This window comes from Marivita sp. S0852 (genome assembly GCF_046591575.1).
In the GTDB taxonomy this organism is placed as follows: domain Bacteria; phylum Pseudomonadota; class Alphaproteobacteria; order Rhodobacterales; family Rhodobacteraceae; genus Marivita.
This window is the reverse complement of the sequence record NZ_JBIQWA010000001.1, coordinates 85959-99016: the sequence shown is the minus strand read 5'-3', so window position 1 is coordinate 99016 and position 13058 is coordinate 85959. Positions and strand designations below refer to the sequence as shown.

The window sequence follows — 13058 nt, the reverse complement described above, 5'->3', positions numbered from 1 at the left end:
ATCTATTTTCCTTTTGCACCAATTATTTACTGTTGGTTGGCAAGATTCTTCGTACGAAGAATCTTTGACCGGGGCAGTAAATTCTAGAGGTAGGGGTAGATCGGAAACCGGGCGCAAAGCTCGGCAACTTTACCTCGGACCGCGTCCTCAACCGCCGCGTTCCCGTCTTCGCCATTGGCAGACAGACCCTCTGTCACCTCGATGATCCAATCGGCGATCTGACGGAATTCCGCCTCGCCGAACCCTCGGGTTGTTCCTGCGGGTGTGCCAAGGCGAATGCCAGACGTGACCATCGGCTTTTCCGGATCAAACGGCACTCCGTTCTTGTTACAGGTGATATGCGCCCGTCCCAGCGCCTTTTCCGTGGCATTGCCCTTCACGCCTTTCGGGCGCAGATCCACCAGCACCACATGCGTGTCGGTGCCGTGGGTCACGGTGTCCAGACCGCCTTTGATCAGCTGATCCGACAGCGCCTGAGCATTGCGGATGACGTTCTGTTGGTAAACCTTGAAATCCGGGCGCAACGCCTCGCCAAAGGCCACCGCCTTGGCCGCGATCACATGCATCAGCGGCCCGCCCTGAATGCCGGGGAAAATGGCAGAGTTGAACTTTTTCGCCAGCGCCTCGTCATTGGTCAGGATCATGCCGCCGCGTGGCCCACGCAGCGTCTTGTGCGTCGTCGTCGTCGCCACATGCGCATGCGGGAACGGGCTGGGGTGTTCGCCCGCCGCCACCAGCCCGGCGAAATGCGCCATGTCCACATGCAGATAGGCACCCACGCTGTCGGCAATCTCGCGCATGCGGGCAAAGTCGATCTGGCGCGGGATGGCAGAGCCACCGGCGATGATCAGCTTTGGCTGATGTTCCGTGGCAAGCGCCTGCACCTGATCGTAATCCAGCAGGTTGTCCTCGCGGCGCACACCGTACTGAATGGCGTTGAACCACTTGCCCGACTGGTTCGGCTTGGCCCCATGCGTCAGGTGCCCCCCGGCATCAAGGCTCATGCCCAGGATCGTATCCCCCGGCTGCAGCAGAGCGGTGAACACGCCCTGATTGGCCTGGCTGCCTGAATTTGGCTGCACATTTGCAAAGTCGCATTCAAAAAGCTGGCACGCCCGCTCGATCGCCAGGTTCTCGGCCACATCCACAAACTGGCACCCGCCATAATAGCGGCGACCCGGATAGCCTTCGGCGTATTTATTGGTCATCACCGACCCCTGCGCCTCCATCACCGCGCGGCTGACGATGTTCTCGGATGCGATCAGCTCAATCTCGTCCCGCTGGCGGCCCAGCTCATCGGTGATCGACCCAAACAGCTCCGGATCGCTGTCAGAAAGGGATTTCGTGAAAAAACCAGTGTCTCGGTGAGGCGCGTTCATGCCAGGCTCCTGAAAGCGAATTTGTGATATGCCTTACCTAAGGGAGTTCGGCGAAAAGGCAAAGGTTGCGCCGGTGTTTGACGCAACAAAATTACGCAATGGGTGGTGCCGGCAGGCGCGGTGTGATTGTGTCTGCTTGAAATAACCCGATAGGACCACCAACCCCATGTCTTTGCGTATTGCTTTTGCCGCCAGTTCCGCGCCGATTGCGCAATCCGCGAAAGCGGGGCTGACACGCCGTTACGGAGATCACAACGAAGATGGAGCGGATGTCATTGTGGCCCTGGGCGGCGATGGCTTTATGCTGGACACATTGCATCGCACGCAAAATCTGCCGGCTCCGGTTTACGGTATGAACAGGGGCACGGTCGGGTTTTTGATGAACGAATATTCCGATCATGGGCTGCCAGAGCGGCTGGAGCAGGCAGAGCAGGAAGTCATCAATCCGCTGTCCATGAAAGCCACAACGCAAGATGGCGGTGAACAGCGCGCATTGGCGATCAATGAAGTGTCGTTGCTGCGGGCCGGGCCGCAGGCGGCGCGATTGCGGATCATTGTTGACGGAAAGGTCCGCATGTCCGAACTGGTCTGCGACGGTGCGCTGGTCTCCACGCCTGCTGGATCGACAGCTTACAATTATTCCGCGCATGGGCCTATTTTGCCGATCGGGTCCGATGTGCTGGCGCTGACTGCGGTGGCGGCGTTTCGCCCAAGGCGATGGCGCGGGGCGCTTTTGCCGAAAACGGCGGAAGTCACGTTCGAGGTGATGGAGGCGCAAAAGCGCCCCGTGATGGCAGAGGCTGACGGTCGCGCTGTGCGGGATGTGGTGCGGGTGGACATTCGCTCAGAGCCGTCGATCGCCCACAAGGTTCTTTTCGATCCCGGCCACGGATTGGAAGAACGGTTGATCCGGGAACAATTTGTGTGATGCGGTCAGTCTTGCCGTCCTGATGCCTATCGCGAGCGCAAGGCCATATCCCCGACGATTTGGTGCCGCGTTTTAGCCATGCAGACCCAATACGTACACGTATCTGCCGGGGTGACGCCGGCAACTGGTTTGAACGTCGAGGTGGCCCCGATGCATTGGTCTGCGATTGTCTTAATCATGATCTCCCTATGGTCTGGAACTGTGGCCTTTGGCCAGGAACGCGACCGGCTGGATGATCGTGGGGAGCTTTTGGGGTGGGAAGGTGTCGGTCGGCTTGATCTTGGGGCCGGGACATGTACCGGGACATTGATCGCGCGCAATCTTGTTCTGACCGCAGCGCATTGCGTCGTTGATGATGCGTCTGGAGAGATTTTGCCGAAAAGCAAAATGCGATTTCACGCGGGCTACACGCATGGCCAAACTGCAGCCAGTCGTCGGATTACCAAGATCGTTTTGGCGGAGGGGTATCAAACGCTTCGCAATGCCTCTTTGACGCAGAAAGTCATGACGGATCTGGCGCTTTTGCGCCTGGATCGAGAGATTTACAGCACCGAGGCGGAACCGTTCAGGGTTCATTCCGATACCGTTCAATCCAACAAGGTGACGCTTGTGTCCTACGGGCGCGGGCGCAACGCGTCATTGCAGCGTGAATCCGGCTGCCGCCACAAACAAACCTATCGTGGTGGTCTTATGACATTCGATTGTGACGTGACATTCGGATCGTCCGGTGCGCCGGTCTTTACTCGAATTGATGGGCGTCTGCGTATTTTGTCGGTTATTTCAATGATGTCCCGCGACGGATCTGAAAAAGAGGCGATTGGCATGACGTTGCCAGGTGTCGTAAGTGACATGAAACGCGAAATGCGGAATGATGCCGCGCGTACACCCGTATCGCAAGGGGCAAAGCGCGTCATAGTCGGTCAGCGCTCGAACGGAGGGGCGCGGTTTGTAAAGCCGGGCGGATAGGCCGGTTTTCGGCTAGCGCGGAAGCGGAAGCGCGGTGTCATCTTTCATTTGATCCATCACAATCTGGCTGTGGACCCGGCCGATTGCGGGATGCGGCAGCAAGACATCCTGCACCAGCCGGTTCAGCGCCGACAAATCCTGACAATAGACACGAAAGATGTAGTCGGCGTCCCCGGTCAGCGTCCATGCGGCAATGATTTCGGGATGTGACTTGACCAAATGTGTAACAGATTGGTGGGTGTCGCCGTCTTGGGAATTGGTCTGGATCTGGATAAACGCCTGCACAGTCAGGCCAAGTTTGGCCGGGTTCAATCTACAGGGTGTTCCCAGGATGAACCCCTCTGCCTCTAGCCGTTGACGTCTGCGCCCGATCTGGGATGCCGACATGCCAAGCACCTCTGACAACTCAAGCGCGGATGTCTGGCCATTTTTCTGGAGACAGGCAAGAAGCTGAATATCTTTGGGGTCAAGCTGGATCATGCATTAATTTTTCAGAAATTGAAAGCAATATGCAAGATTCCCGCAAAAGATGCGGATTTGCTGTATGTATTTGCGCCCGTACTGCGTGCAAAACGGCTTAGACATGGGTCAATCTAGGAGGACGACATGGGCCCATTTCCACATAACGCACCGAAAGCCACCATTTCCACCGACAACCCGGCTGGAACAGACGGTTTTGAATTTGTTGAATTTGCACATCCAGATCCAGATGCGCTGCGCGATGTGTTTGCCAAGATGGGCTATACGCACACAGCAACCCACAAGACAAAGGCTATTGAGCTTTGGCAACAGGGCGACATCACCTATCTTTTGAACAATGAACCAAACAGCCACGCCACCCGCTTTGTCGACGAACATGGCCCTTGCGCGCCGTCGATGGGATGGCGGGTCGTGGATGCAGAACATGCTTTTGCACATGCCGTCGCCAAGGGGGCCATTCCGTTTGAAGGCCCCGGGAAATCCATGGATGTTCCGGCGATTGTCGGAATTGGCGGATCACTGATCTATTTCATCGACACCTATTATGAGGCAAATCCCTACAATGACGCGTTCGACTGGGTCTCGGCCGCGCATCCCAAAGGTGTCGGGTTTCACTATCTCGATCACCTGACGCACAACGTCCACAAGGGCAATATGGATGTCTGGTTCAAGTTTTATGGCGATATTTTCGGATTCAAGGAGATTCGCTTTTTCGACATCGAAGGCAAGTTTAGCGGTCTTTTAAGCCGCGCATTGACGTCGCCCTGTGGCCGCATCCGGATTCCGATCAATGAAGATCGCGGCGAAACCGGGCAGATTGTCGAGTATCTCAAGCGCTACAAAGGTGAGGGCATTCAGCATATCGCGGTTGGCACGCAGGACATCTATGGGTCTGTCGATGAAATCGCGTCTCGGGGATTAAAGTTCATGCCCGCGCCACCGCCGGCTTATTACGCACAAAGCAAGGACCGCGTTGCTGGTCATCAAGAGCCGCTGGACCGGATGATGAAACATGGCATTCTGATTGACGGGGAAGGTGTTGTTGGCGGTGGTGAGACGCGGATCTTGTTACAGATCTTCTCAAAGACCGTAATCGGGCCGATCTTTTTCGAATTTATCCAACGCAAGGGTGATGACGGATTTGGCGAAGGCAATTTCAAAGCGCTGTTTGAGAGCATTGAAGCAGATCAAATCGAACGCGGTGTTCTGAAAGCCGGTTAGGACGGTGCCAAGGTCTTTGCAAAGACCTTGGGACGCGTCTTTCAAGACGCGTCCCGCTTACCCGTCCGTCAGCGCGCCGTTGATCCACTCTCCGGTCGCTTCTTCACCCGAGGCGTATCGCATCGTGCCGGTGCCTTGGCGTTTGCCGTTCAGAAAGGCACCTTCATAGACATCACCATTGGCGTAGGTGGCGGTTCCCGTGCCGCTGATTTCGCCATTGGACCATTCGCCGGAATATTTGAACCCGTCTGCCATGGTGATCTCGCCCTGGCCATGGCGTTGACCCTCCAGAAATTGCCCGACGTAGACGGTTCCATCCGTGTAGGTTGCGGTGCCCTGACCGTGGCGTTGGCCGTCCTGCCATTCACCTTCGTATCTATAGCCGTCCGGATAGGTCATAATGCCAACCCCGTGGTTGCGGGCATTTTTGAACTCGCCCTCATAGGTCAACCCGTTGGCATAGACTGCCTTGCCTTTCCCGTCGATCACCCCATCGACCCATGTGCCTTCGTAGGTGGACCCATCAGGATAGGTGATCTTGCCCTCTCCATTGGCCAGATCGCCCCGGAACTGACCCTCATAGACCGACCCGTCCGGATATGTAACTTTGCCTTGCCCTTCGATCTGACCGGCCACCCAGGCCCCTTCATAGCGATAGCCGTCGGTTCCCAGGAACATACCTTCGCCTTCGCGCAGATCATCCTTGAACTGCCCCTCGTAGACGTCGCCATTGGCGTATGTGACCTTGCCCTGACCATTCCGGCGCCCCGCGACCAGCTGTCCTTCGTAAATGTCACCGTTGGCCTGCGTCAGCGTGCCTGAGCCGTCGATCTGACCGTCTTTCCAGGTGCCCTCATAGATCAGGCCATCGGGCATCGTCAGCTTGCCCTGACCGTCGCGATCGCCATCAGCGACACGGCCTTCGTAGATTGACCCGTCTGGATAGCTGATGGTGCCATTGCCCTGTTTGACGCCATTCACCCAGTCGCCTTCATAGACATAGCCGCCGGGGCTTTGCATCGTGCCGCGCCCGTGGTGCAACGCGTTGCGGAAGCTGCCTTCGTAACGCACACCATTGGCATACAGCGCCACGCCTTGACCTGTGATCTTGCCGTCCAGCCACGACCCTTCATAGGTCGATCCGTCGGCAAACACGATTTTGCCGATCCCGGCCGGTTTGCCCTTGGCGAATTGGCCTTCATAGACCGACCCATTCGGGAAACGCGCAACGCCATTGCCCCGGATCTCGCCATCCACCCAGTCACCGGTATATTCATAGCCATTGGGCAGGCGGTATGTCCCGGTACCGTGCTGCAATCCGTTCAGAAAGGTGCCTTCGTAAACGCCACCATCATCGTATTGCTTGGTTTGGATGTCACCGTCCTGCGTCAGACCCGCGCCCGCGCTGACAAGCGCGAAGGCTGTGCCCAAAAAGACTGATGTGCCGCATCTCATGTGCTTGGTATCCCACTCATGTTCGTTGCCATGACCCTGTCCTTGAAAACCTATGCGACGGGGCGGTGTCAGACAATGTCTTATCCGACAAAGTGCTTTCCCTCGCGCGGTGTTCTGCTATGTCACCGGCGATGTCGGGAAAGGGAGACGTCTGAATGACGGACCGGTTTCGTATAACGCTCGCGCAGTTAAACCCAACGGTCGGCGATCTTGCCGGTAACGCGGCCAAGGCGCGCAAGGCGTGGGAAGACGGCAAGGCAGTGGGTGCTGATCTGGTGGCGCTGCCCGAGATGTTCATCACGGGATATCAGGTACAGGATCTGATTGTGAAACCCGCGTTCATTGCCGCGGCAACGGCCGAAATCGAAGCTTTGGCGAAAGCCTGCGCAGATGGGCCTGCTATGTGCATCGGCGGTCCAAGCGTTGGCGAAGATCTTAAGTTGCACAACAGCTACTTCACGCTTCAGGATGGAAAAATCTCAGCGGTTGTTCACAAATACTTTCTGCCCAATTTCAATGTCTTCGATGAGGTGCGCCACTTTTCCCGCGATATGATGCAGGGGCCAGTCGCGATAAATGGTGTGCGGATCGGAATGCCGATTTGTGAAGATGCCTGGTATCCTGACGTTGTCGAAGCGTTGGAAGAAAGCGGGGCCGAATTTATTCTTGTCCCCAATGGATCGCCATATTTTCGCGACAAATTCGAAACGCGTCTGAACCACATGGTGTCCCGTGTGATCGAATCCCGGTTGCCCTTGATCTATTTGAATATGGTGGGCGGCCAGGATGATCAGGTCTTCGATGGCGGGTCTTTTGTGCTGAACCCCGGCGGCGCACCTGCGGTACAATTGCCGACTTTTGACGAGGTGATCAGCCATGTGGACCTTGAGCGCACGGCACAGGGCTGGCGCGCTAAACAGGGTGATTTCACCAAGCATCCCGAGGAGATGGAGCAAGATTACCGTGTGATGGTCACCGCGTTGGGCGATTACATGGCGAAAACCGGCTTCAGGAAAGCGTTGCTGGGCCTGTCCGGCGGCATCGACTCGGCCATCGTGGCGACCATCGCGGTGGATGCGCTGGGCGCGGACAATGTGCATTGTGTGATGCTGCCGTCTGAATACACGTCCCAAGCGTCTTTGGATGATGCCAAAGCCGTCGCTGACGCATTGGGTTGCCGGTATGACACCGTTCCAATCACCGAAATGCGCACCGCGGCGACCAATACGCTTGCGCCTTTGTTTGAGGGCACCCAGGAAGGTTTGACCGAAGAAAATGTGCAATCGCGCATTCGTGGTCTGTTGCTCATGGCGCTGTCGAACAAATTCGGCGAAATGCTTTTGACGACGGGCAATAAATCAGAGGTCGCGGTGGGCTACGCCACCATCTATGGCGATATGGCGGGCGGTTATAATCCGATCAAGGACATGTATAAAACGGCAGTTTTCGAGGCCTGCCGCTGGCGCAATGAAAATCATCGTGACTGGATGAAAGGCCCCTCAGGCGAGGTGATCCCGGATCGGATCATCACCAAACCACCATCAGCCGAATTGCGGGACGATCAGAAAGACAGTGATTCGTTGCCGGATTATCCGGTGCTGGATGGCATTCTGGAAATCCTTGTGGATCAAGACGGCTCTATCGCGGATTGCGTCGCGGCTGGCTATGATCGCGCCGATGCCAAGAAAATCGAAAATCTGATTTACATAAGTGAATACAAACGCTTCCAATCCGCACCCGGTGCCCGTCTGTCGAAACGCGCGTTCTGGCTGGATCGGAGATACCCGCTCGTCAATCGCTGGCGGGATGACAGTTAGGGCTGCATTGCCTTAAATTGGGCGCGCCTCGGAATCGGGGGTTATTCCCACCACCGATCGATCTGCGCGATCTCCTCGTCGGTCCAACCGAAATGATGCGCGATTTCATGGATAACGATGTGATGCACCAGTGCTTCCAACGTATCATGTTTGCGGTCTCGCCATTCGGCAAGGATTGGCTCTGCAAACAGCCAGACCATGTCGGGAAACGGCGATGGATCGACGTTGGACTTTAATGTGACAGGAATTCCCTCATAAAGCCCGGTCAAGTCAGCGCGGTCGGAAATGTTCAATTCGGCCAACATGTCTGAACTGGGCCAATCGGTGACGTTCAACACCACATCGGCGCACAGATCGCGGAATGGTTGAGGCAGCCCAGACAGGGCCGCCTCGGCGTAGCGTGTGATGTCATCGATGTCGCTGCTCATATCCATATGCGCATGAGCCTGACAGCGGCGACCGGCGTCAAGACGCCTTAAAGCAAAAGCTGATAGCTGTGTGGCACATAATGAAACCCGTCACCGCGGGTTTCGACATAGCCGACACCGGGGAAGGGCATGTGGTAGCCAACGAAAGGGATCTTGTCAGTGGCCAGCAGACCCAACAGCCGGCGGCGTGTCGCGGCGGCGGCGGATTTGTCCATGTCAAAGCGGACTTCCCAATCGGGATGGGCCAGCGACCAGACATAGTGATTGGCCAAGTCTGCGAAAATGACGAATTGCTGCCCATTGCTTTCGAGGCGATACGCCATGTGTCCGGGGGTGTGCCCAAACGCTGCGATCGAGGTGATGCCGGACGCGATGCTGGCCTCATCGCCGATAAACGTCATCTTCTCTGCCAAAGGTTTGACCATGCTGTCGAACCGTTCATTTCCGGCAGCCGCCCAATGATCGTATTCCACCTGTCCCGTGATGTAGGCGGCATTTGCGAATGTCTCGGCCCCGTCATTCATCAATCCGCCGATATGGTCACCGTGCATATGTGTCAGCACAACATGCGTCACTGCGTCGGCGGAATAGCCTGCCATCTCGATCGCTTGTGTCATTGCTGCGGCGTTCAGTCCGGTGTCGAACAGGATCAGTTCGGCCCCGGTGTTAACCAGGGTGGGGTGGAAGAAAAACTGGGATTTGTCGGCCGGTATCAGCGCGGCAGCGGATGCGGCGGCAAAGTCCTCTGCACTGACATTCATGCCGAACGTGCCCTGCGGGTCCTCGGCTGTGCGTGTCGCGACCAGCATTGTGGTGACCTCGAAATCACCAACGCCAAACCGGTTGACGCGCGGCACTTGCGGGCCCTGGTTTGCAGCGATTTGTGCTGTTGCAGACGCGCCCGAAAGGCTGAGCGCGGGCGCGGCGACAAGCCCTGCCAAAGCGGCGCGGCGGGAAACGGGAAGGGTGGTCATGGTGGTCGTGCTCCTTGAATGTTTGATAAATACATAGCGGCAGCATGTCGCGGGGCAGGTCCGGATCACGGTGTCGTGATGGCCTGTGCAGCATCTTAACCGCCTTGGCCGGGGTCGCGGGCATGGTTTTCTGGACAAAGCCCGCGCCATATGGGAAAGCCGCGCCAACAGGAGACATCCCATGACCACCACCCGTTTTGCCCCGTCGCCCACCGGTTACATCCATGTCGGCAATCTGCGCACTGCGCTGTTCAATCATCTGATTGCCCGTAAATCCGGCGGGACGTTCATCCTGCGTATCGACGACACCGATCCCGAGCGGTCGAAGCAAGAATATGTTGATGCGATCCAAGAGGATCTGGAATGGCTGGGTCTGACCTGGGACCGGATCGAACGCCAGTCCGAGCGGCTGGACCGTTATGCCGAGGCCGCCGATAAACTGCGCGACATGGGGCGCTTTTACGAGGCGTTTGAAACCCCGGTGGAATTGGATCTCAAGCGCAAGAAGCAGCTCAACATGGGCAAGCCGCCCGTCTATGACCGGGCCGCGCTAGAGTTGTCAGACGATGAAAAGGCAGCCTTGCGATCCGAGCGGGGCGTTGGCGTCTGGCGGTTCAAGCTAAATCACGAGCGCATCGAATGGACCGATGGCATCCTGGGGGACATCTCGATTGACGCGGCCTCGGTCTCGGACCCTGTTCTGATCCGGGCCGATGGTCAGGTGCTTTACACACTCGCGTCGGTGGTGGACGACACCGAAATGGGGGTCACGCATGTGGTGCGCGGGTCTGACCATGTGACCAATACCGCCACCCAAATCCAGATCATTGATGCGCTTGGCGGAACTGTGCCTTCCTTTGCGCATCATTCGCTTTTGACCGGGCCGCAGGGCGAATCCCTGTCCAAGCGGCTTGGAACGCTGGCGTTGCGGGATTTGCGCGAACAGGGTGTTGAACCCGAAGCCTTGCTAAGCCTGCTGGCGCGGCTTGGTTCGTCACAGCCGGTGGAATTGCGCATGTCGCTGGATGACATTGCGGACGGATTTGACCTTGACCAATTCGGCTCTGCGCCCACCAAATTTGATGTCGCCGATCTGTTTCCGCTCACGGCCCGCAAGTTGCACGGATTGGACTATGCGGTGATGAAGGACGAACTGTCCGCATTGGGCGTGCCCGACGACAAGGCCGAAGCGTTCTGGAATGTCGCCCGCGACAACATCACCACCCGCAAGGATATTGCTAAGTGGTGGGCGCTGGTTTCCGAAGGAACAGAGCCGCTTGTCGCCGAAGAAGACGCCGAATTTATTGCCGAAGCTATGGCGCTTTTGCCGGACGGTCCCTTGCCAGCCGACGCCTGGAGCACCTGGACAGCCGCAGTCAAGGACGCCACCGGGCGGAAGGGCAAAAACCTGTTCATGCCATTGCGCAAAGCGATCACCGGGCAGGAGCGCGGGCCAGAAATGTCAGATCTTTTGCCGTTGATGCAAACCATCCCGGCGCGCAAGCTCGCGCGCTCCTAAACCTCTGCTGCCTTCTCGCGCAGCGTCGCAACGGACGACGGGTTATCAATCCGTCTGTCAATGATTTCGAATGCGCTGTCCCGTGCCGCTTCGGCGGCTTGGGCCAGTTCAGGCCACTCGCTTTGGCTTAGACGGCTTGTCGCTTTCAACACCTGGGCCATCACATCAAATCGGTCGCCGCCATCCTCCATGAGCGTGGAATACCCATCTTGGATCAGGTTCTCGGCAGACACGCTGCCGATGATCACGCGGGGGTAGTGAATTGTTGTGTCCCGCCCTTCGTTGCACATGCGTTGACCCAGATCCCACAGAATCCGTTCCACGCGGTGGATGACATCAATCGCAGTTCCTGGATCATTCACACCGGGTGACAGCGCCCGAGATGCCACCTCTGACAAGATCACCAGCCCGAAACGCGCGTCCTGTTCCGCGGTGCGTTCGTCGCCCAGCGTGAAATTCCCAAGCAGGCCTTCGGTGTCGAAATCGCCGTCGACAAAGGCAAGCGGCGTGCCTTTCAGAACCCAGCGGCCCGGAGGCGCAAAAACCCACAGTGTGGCGTCTTCGGTTTCCAGCTGAGAGTTGAGTTCTTCCACGGAAATAAACTGAACAAACCCGGTCTTGGGGGCGTATAGGGGTCTTGCATCTTCGGGGGCGCGCGGTGAATGGCTGGCCGGGCGTGCGCCAAAGTTCGGTTCATCTGCCAGCCGCTCCAACGGTGGTTTGGCCACAGCTTCAACAAGGCTCAAAGTGTGATGAAGGCTGCCCAACTGGCTCAGGTGGGCGATCCAGCGCAACATCGCGATCACGATCATGACGATGCACACCATGGTGAGGCCGGACACCACAACTGCTGCCGTGTCGCCGTAAAACCCGGTTTGGAACATCACAATGGACACCAGCGAAAACAGGAACGCCCCGACGAAAATGGACATTACATTAAGCGTGGTCATGTCCTGCATCAAAAGCTGGTAAACCCGTGGCGTTGCCTGTCCAGCCGCCGAGCGGAACGCCTGCACCATGTTCCCAAGCGAAAAGGTGGTCACAGCCAGCATTGAGGACGCCAGGATATTGAGCACCGGCAGCACCGCCTCACGCGAGAAGCGTTCCACCAAGGCGTCGGGAAGCGACCGATCGACAAGCGGTGCCACCAAGGCAGCCAGCAGCGCTGTCGCTCCGAATGCGGAGATACGGAAACCCGGACGATGCCACAGGCGTTTGATCCAAAGCCAGATACGTTCCCGCATCAGACCAGGACCTTGGCGCGGATCGTGCTTAACATATCATCAACAAATCTTTCTTCCTCCACAGACAGCCTTTGGGCACGCGGATAAATCGGTGCGGCACGATCATTCAACACACATGTATCCCACCCTTCCGTTGTCTGCATAAACTGCGCAGCCCCGGTTTCACCGTAATGATGCAGATACCCTTGAATAACCGCATCTACATAGCTTAGCAGGATTGGATGCGCCTCGTCCGGTGCAGCGGCGGTGCCCGAAGGGATCGCATAGATCGAGATATCGCGTACGGCATGTGCATCATGGTGCACATGATCTGTTACAAGGATGCGGTCATACGCGTATTCCCGCGCATCCAGTGCGGCCCAGTCATGATCCGGCACCGGCGCAATGACCCCGTCGATGGTGCCGTCCGGATCGGGGACCACGGATAGAAACGCGGCGGGCCGGACAGGCGCGCGATGCCACACTCGCCGCCATCCGGTGATCCGTGACGGATGCGTGGGCTCAAAACGATGAGTATTGCGGTTCACCAGCGACCCATACCCGAAAAAATGTGGTTGTTTTATGGAATTGGACACAGAAGGCTCAGTTGATATATGTCAAAGACAGCTTTGCACGAAGCGTTAGCCTTTGCTAACTTATCAAAAAGG

12 protein-coding genes are annotated in these 13058 nt (G+C 57.3%); 5 read left to right on the top strand and 7 right to left on the bottom strand.

What is annotated here, in order from left to right:
• Positions 1-83: 83 nt before the first annotated feature.
• Positions 84-1379, bottom strand: a complete 1296-nt coding sequence (gene glyA, locus ACG74X_RS00495; RefSeq protein WP_411231934.1) for a serine hydroxymethyltransferase — start codon at positions 1377-1379, stop codon at positions 84-86.
• Between the two features lie 166 nt (positions 1380-1545).
• On the opposite strand from glyA, the gene ACG74X_RS00490 reads away from it, so the two are divergent.
• Together ACG74X_RS00490 and ACG74X_RS00485 are read left to right on the top strand one after the other, a co-directional pair.
• Positions 1546-2307, top strand: a complete 762-nt coding sequence (locus ACG74X_RS00490) for an NAD kinase (RefSeq protein ID WP_411231933.1) — start codon at positions 1546-1548, stop codon at positions 2305-2307.
• Positions 2308-2484: 177 nt separating this feature from the next.
• On the top strand, positions 2485-3273 hold the full coding sequence (locus ACG74X_RS00485) for a trypsin-like serine peptidase (RefSeq protein ID WP_411231932.1): 789 nt from the start codon (positions 2485-2487) through the stop codon (positions 3271-3273).
• A gap of 12 nt (positions 3274-3285) precedes the next feature.
• Here the strand turns inward: ACG74X_RS00485 and ACG74X_RS00480 are convergent, their stop codons facing one another.
• Positions 3286-3753 (bottom strand): Lrp/AsnC family transcriptional regulator, encoded by a 468-nt coding sequence (locus tag ACG74X_RS00480; protein ID WP_411231931.1) that lies wholly within the window; start codon positions 3751-3753, stop codon positions 3286-3288.
• Positions 3754-3879: 126 nt separating this feature from the next.
• Between ACG74X_RS00480 and hppD the strand changes: the two genes are divergently transcribed.
• Entirely contained in the window at positions 3880-4974 is a 1095-nt protein-coding gene (gene hppD / locus ACG74X_RS00475; protein WP_411231929.1) for a 4-hydroxyphenylpyruvate dioxygenase, read from the top strand.
• A 57-nt stretch (positions 4975-5031) separates the two neighbouring features.
• Here the strand turns inward: hppD and ACG74X_RS00470 are convergent, their stop codons facing one another.
• Positions 5032-6429 (bottom strand): MORN repeat-containing protein, encoded by a 1398-nt coding sequence (locus ACG74X_RS00470; protein WP_411231928.1) that lies wholly within the window; start codon positions 6427-6429, stop codon positions 5032-5034.
• 155 nt (positions 6430-6584) lie between these two features.
• On the opposite strand from ACG74X_RS00470, the gene ACG74X_RS00465 reads away from it, so the two are divergent.
• Positions 6585-8246: an NAD+ synthase gene (locus ACG74X_RS00465; protein WP_411231927.1), complete on the top strand. Its 1662-nt coding sequence runs from the start codon at positions 6585-6587 to the stop codon at positions 8244-8246.
• A gap of 41 nt (positions 8247-8287) precedes the next feature.
• Here ACG74X_RS00465 and ACG74X_RS00460 read toward each other — a convergent pair whose 3' ends face one another.
• Entirely contained in the window at positions 8288-8680 is a 393-nt protein-coding gene (locus ACG74X_RS00460; RefSeq protein WP_411231926.1) for a metallopeptidase family protein, read from the bottom strand.
• Positions 8681-8721: 41 nt separating this feature from the next.
• Positions 8722-9648: an MBL fold metallo-hydrolase gene (locus tag ACG74X_RS00455; RefSeq protein WP_411231925.1), complete on the bottom strand. Its 927-nt coding sequence runs from the start codon at positions 9646-9648 to the stop codon at positions 8722-8724.
• A 181-nt stretch (positions 9649-9829) separates the two neighbouring features.
• Here ACG74X_RS00455 and gltX point away from each other — a divergent pair, with 181 nt between their 5' ends.
• On the top strand, positions 9830-11167 hold the full coding sequence (gene gltX / locus ACG74X_RS00450) for a glutamate--tRNA ligase (protein ID WP_411231924.1): 1338 nt from the start codon (positions 9830-9832) through the stop codon (positions 11165-11167).
• Here the strand turns inward: gltX and ACG74X_RS00445 are convergent.
• A complete protein-coding gene (locus ACG74X_RS00445; protein WP_411231923.1) occupies positions 11164-12411 on the bottom strand; it encodes a DUF2254 domain-containing protein in 1248 nt (415 codons plus the stop codon). The genes gltX and ACG74X_RS00445 overlap by 4 nt on opposite strands.
• A complete protein-coding gene (locus tag ACG74X_RS00440) occupies positions 12411-12986 on the bottom strand; it encodes a gamma-glutamylcyclotransferase family protein (RefSeq protein ID WP_411231922.1) in 576 nt (191 codons plus the stop codon). The genes ACG74X_RS00445 and ACG74X_RS00440 overlap by 1 nt, the downstream gene beginning before the upstream one ends.
• Between the last annotated feature and the right edge of the window lie 72 nt (positions 12987-13058).

Coding starts and splice junctions, on each gene's coding strand:
- glyA (WP_411231934.1), bottom strand. CDS start 1,379: ATGAACGCGCCTCACCGAGACACTGGTTTTTTCACGAAATCCCTTTCT.
- ACG74X_RS00490 (WP_411231933.1), top strand. CDS start 1,546: ATGTCTTTGCGTATTGCTTTTGCCGCCAGTTCCGCGCCGATTGCGCAA.
- ACG74X_RS00485 (WP_411231932.1), top strand. CDS start 2,485: ATGATCTCCCTATGGTCTGGAACTGTGGCCTTTGGCCAGGAACGCGAC.
- ACG74X_RS00480 (WP_411231931.1), bottom strand. CDS start 3,753: ATGATCCAGCTTGACCCCAAAGATATTCAGCTTCTTGCCTGTCTCCAG.
- hppD (WP_411231929.1), top strand. CDS start 3,880: ATGGGCCCATTTCCACATAACGCACCGAAAGCCACCATTTCCACCGAC.
- ACG74X_RS00470 (WP_411231928.1), bottom strand. CDS start 6,429: ATGAGATGCGGCACATCAGTCTTTTTGGGCACAGCCTTCGCGCTTGTC.
- ACG74X_RS00465 (WP_411231927.1), top strand. CDS start 6,585: ATGACGGACCGGTTTCGTATAACGCTCGCGCAGTTAAACCCAACGGTC.
- ACG74X_RS00460 (WP_411231926.1), bottom strand. CDS start 8,680: ATGGATATGAGCAGCGACATCGATGACATCACACGCTACGCCGAGGCG.
- ACG74X_RS00455 (WP_411231925.1), bottom strand. CDS start 9,648: ATGACCACCCTTCCCGTTTCCCGCCGCGCCGCTTTGGCAGGGCTTGTC.
- gltX (WP_411231924.1), top strand. CDS start 9,830: ATGACCACCACCCGTTTTGCCCCGTCGCCCACCGGTTACATCCATGTC.
- ACG74X_RS00445 (WP_411231923.1), bottom strand. CDS start 12,411: ATGCGGGAACGTATCTGGCTTTGGATCAAACGCCTGTGGCATCGTCCG.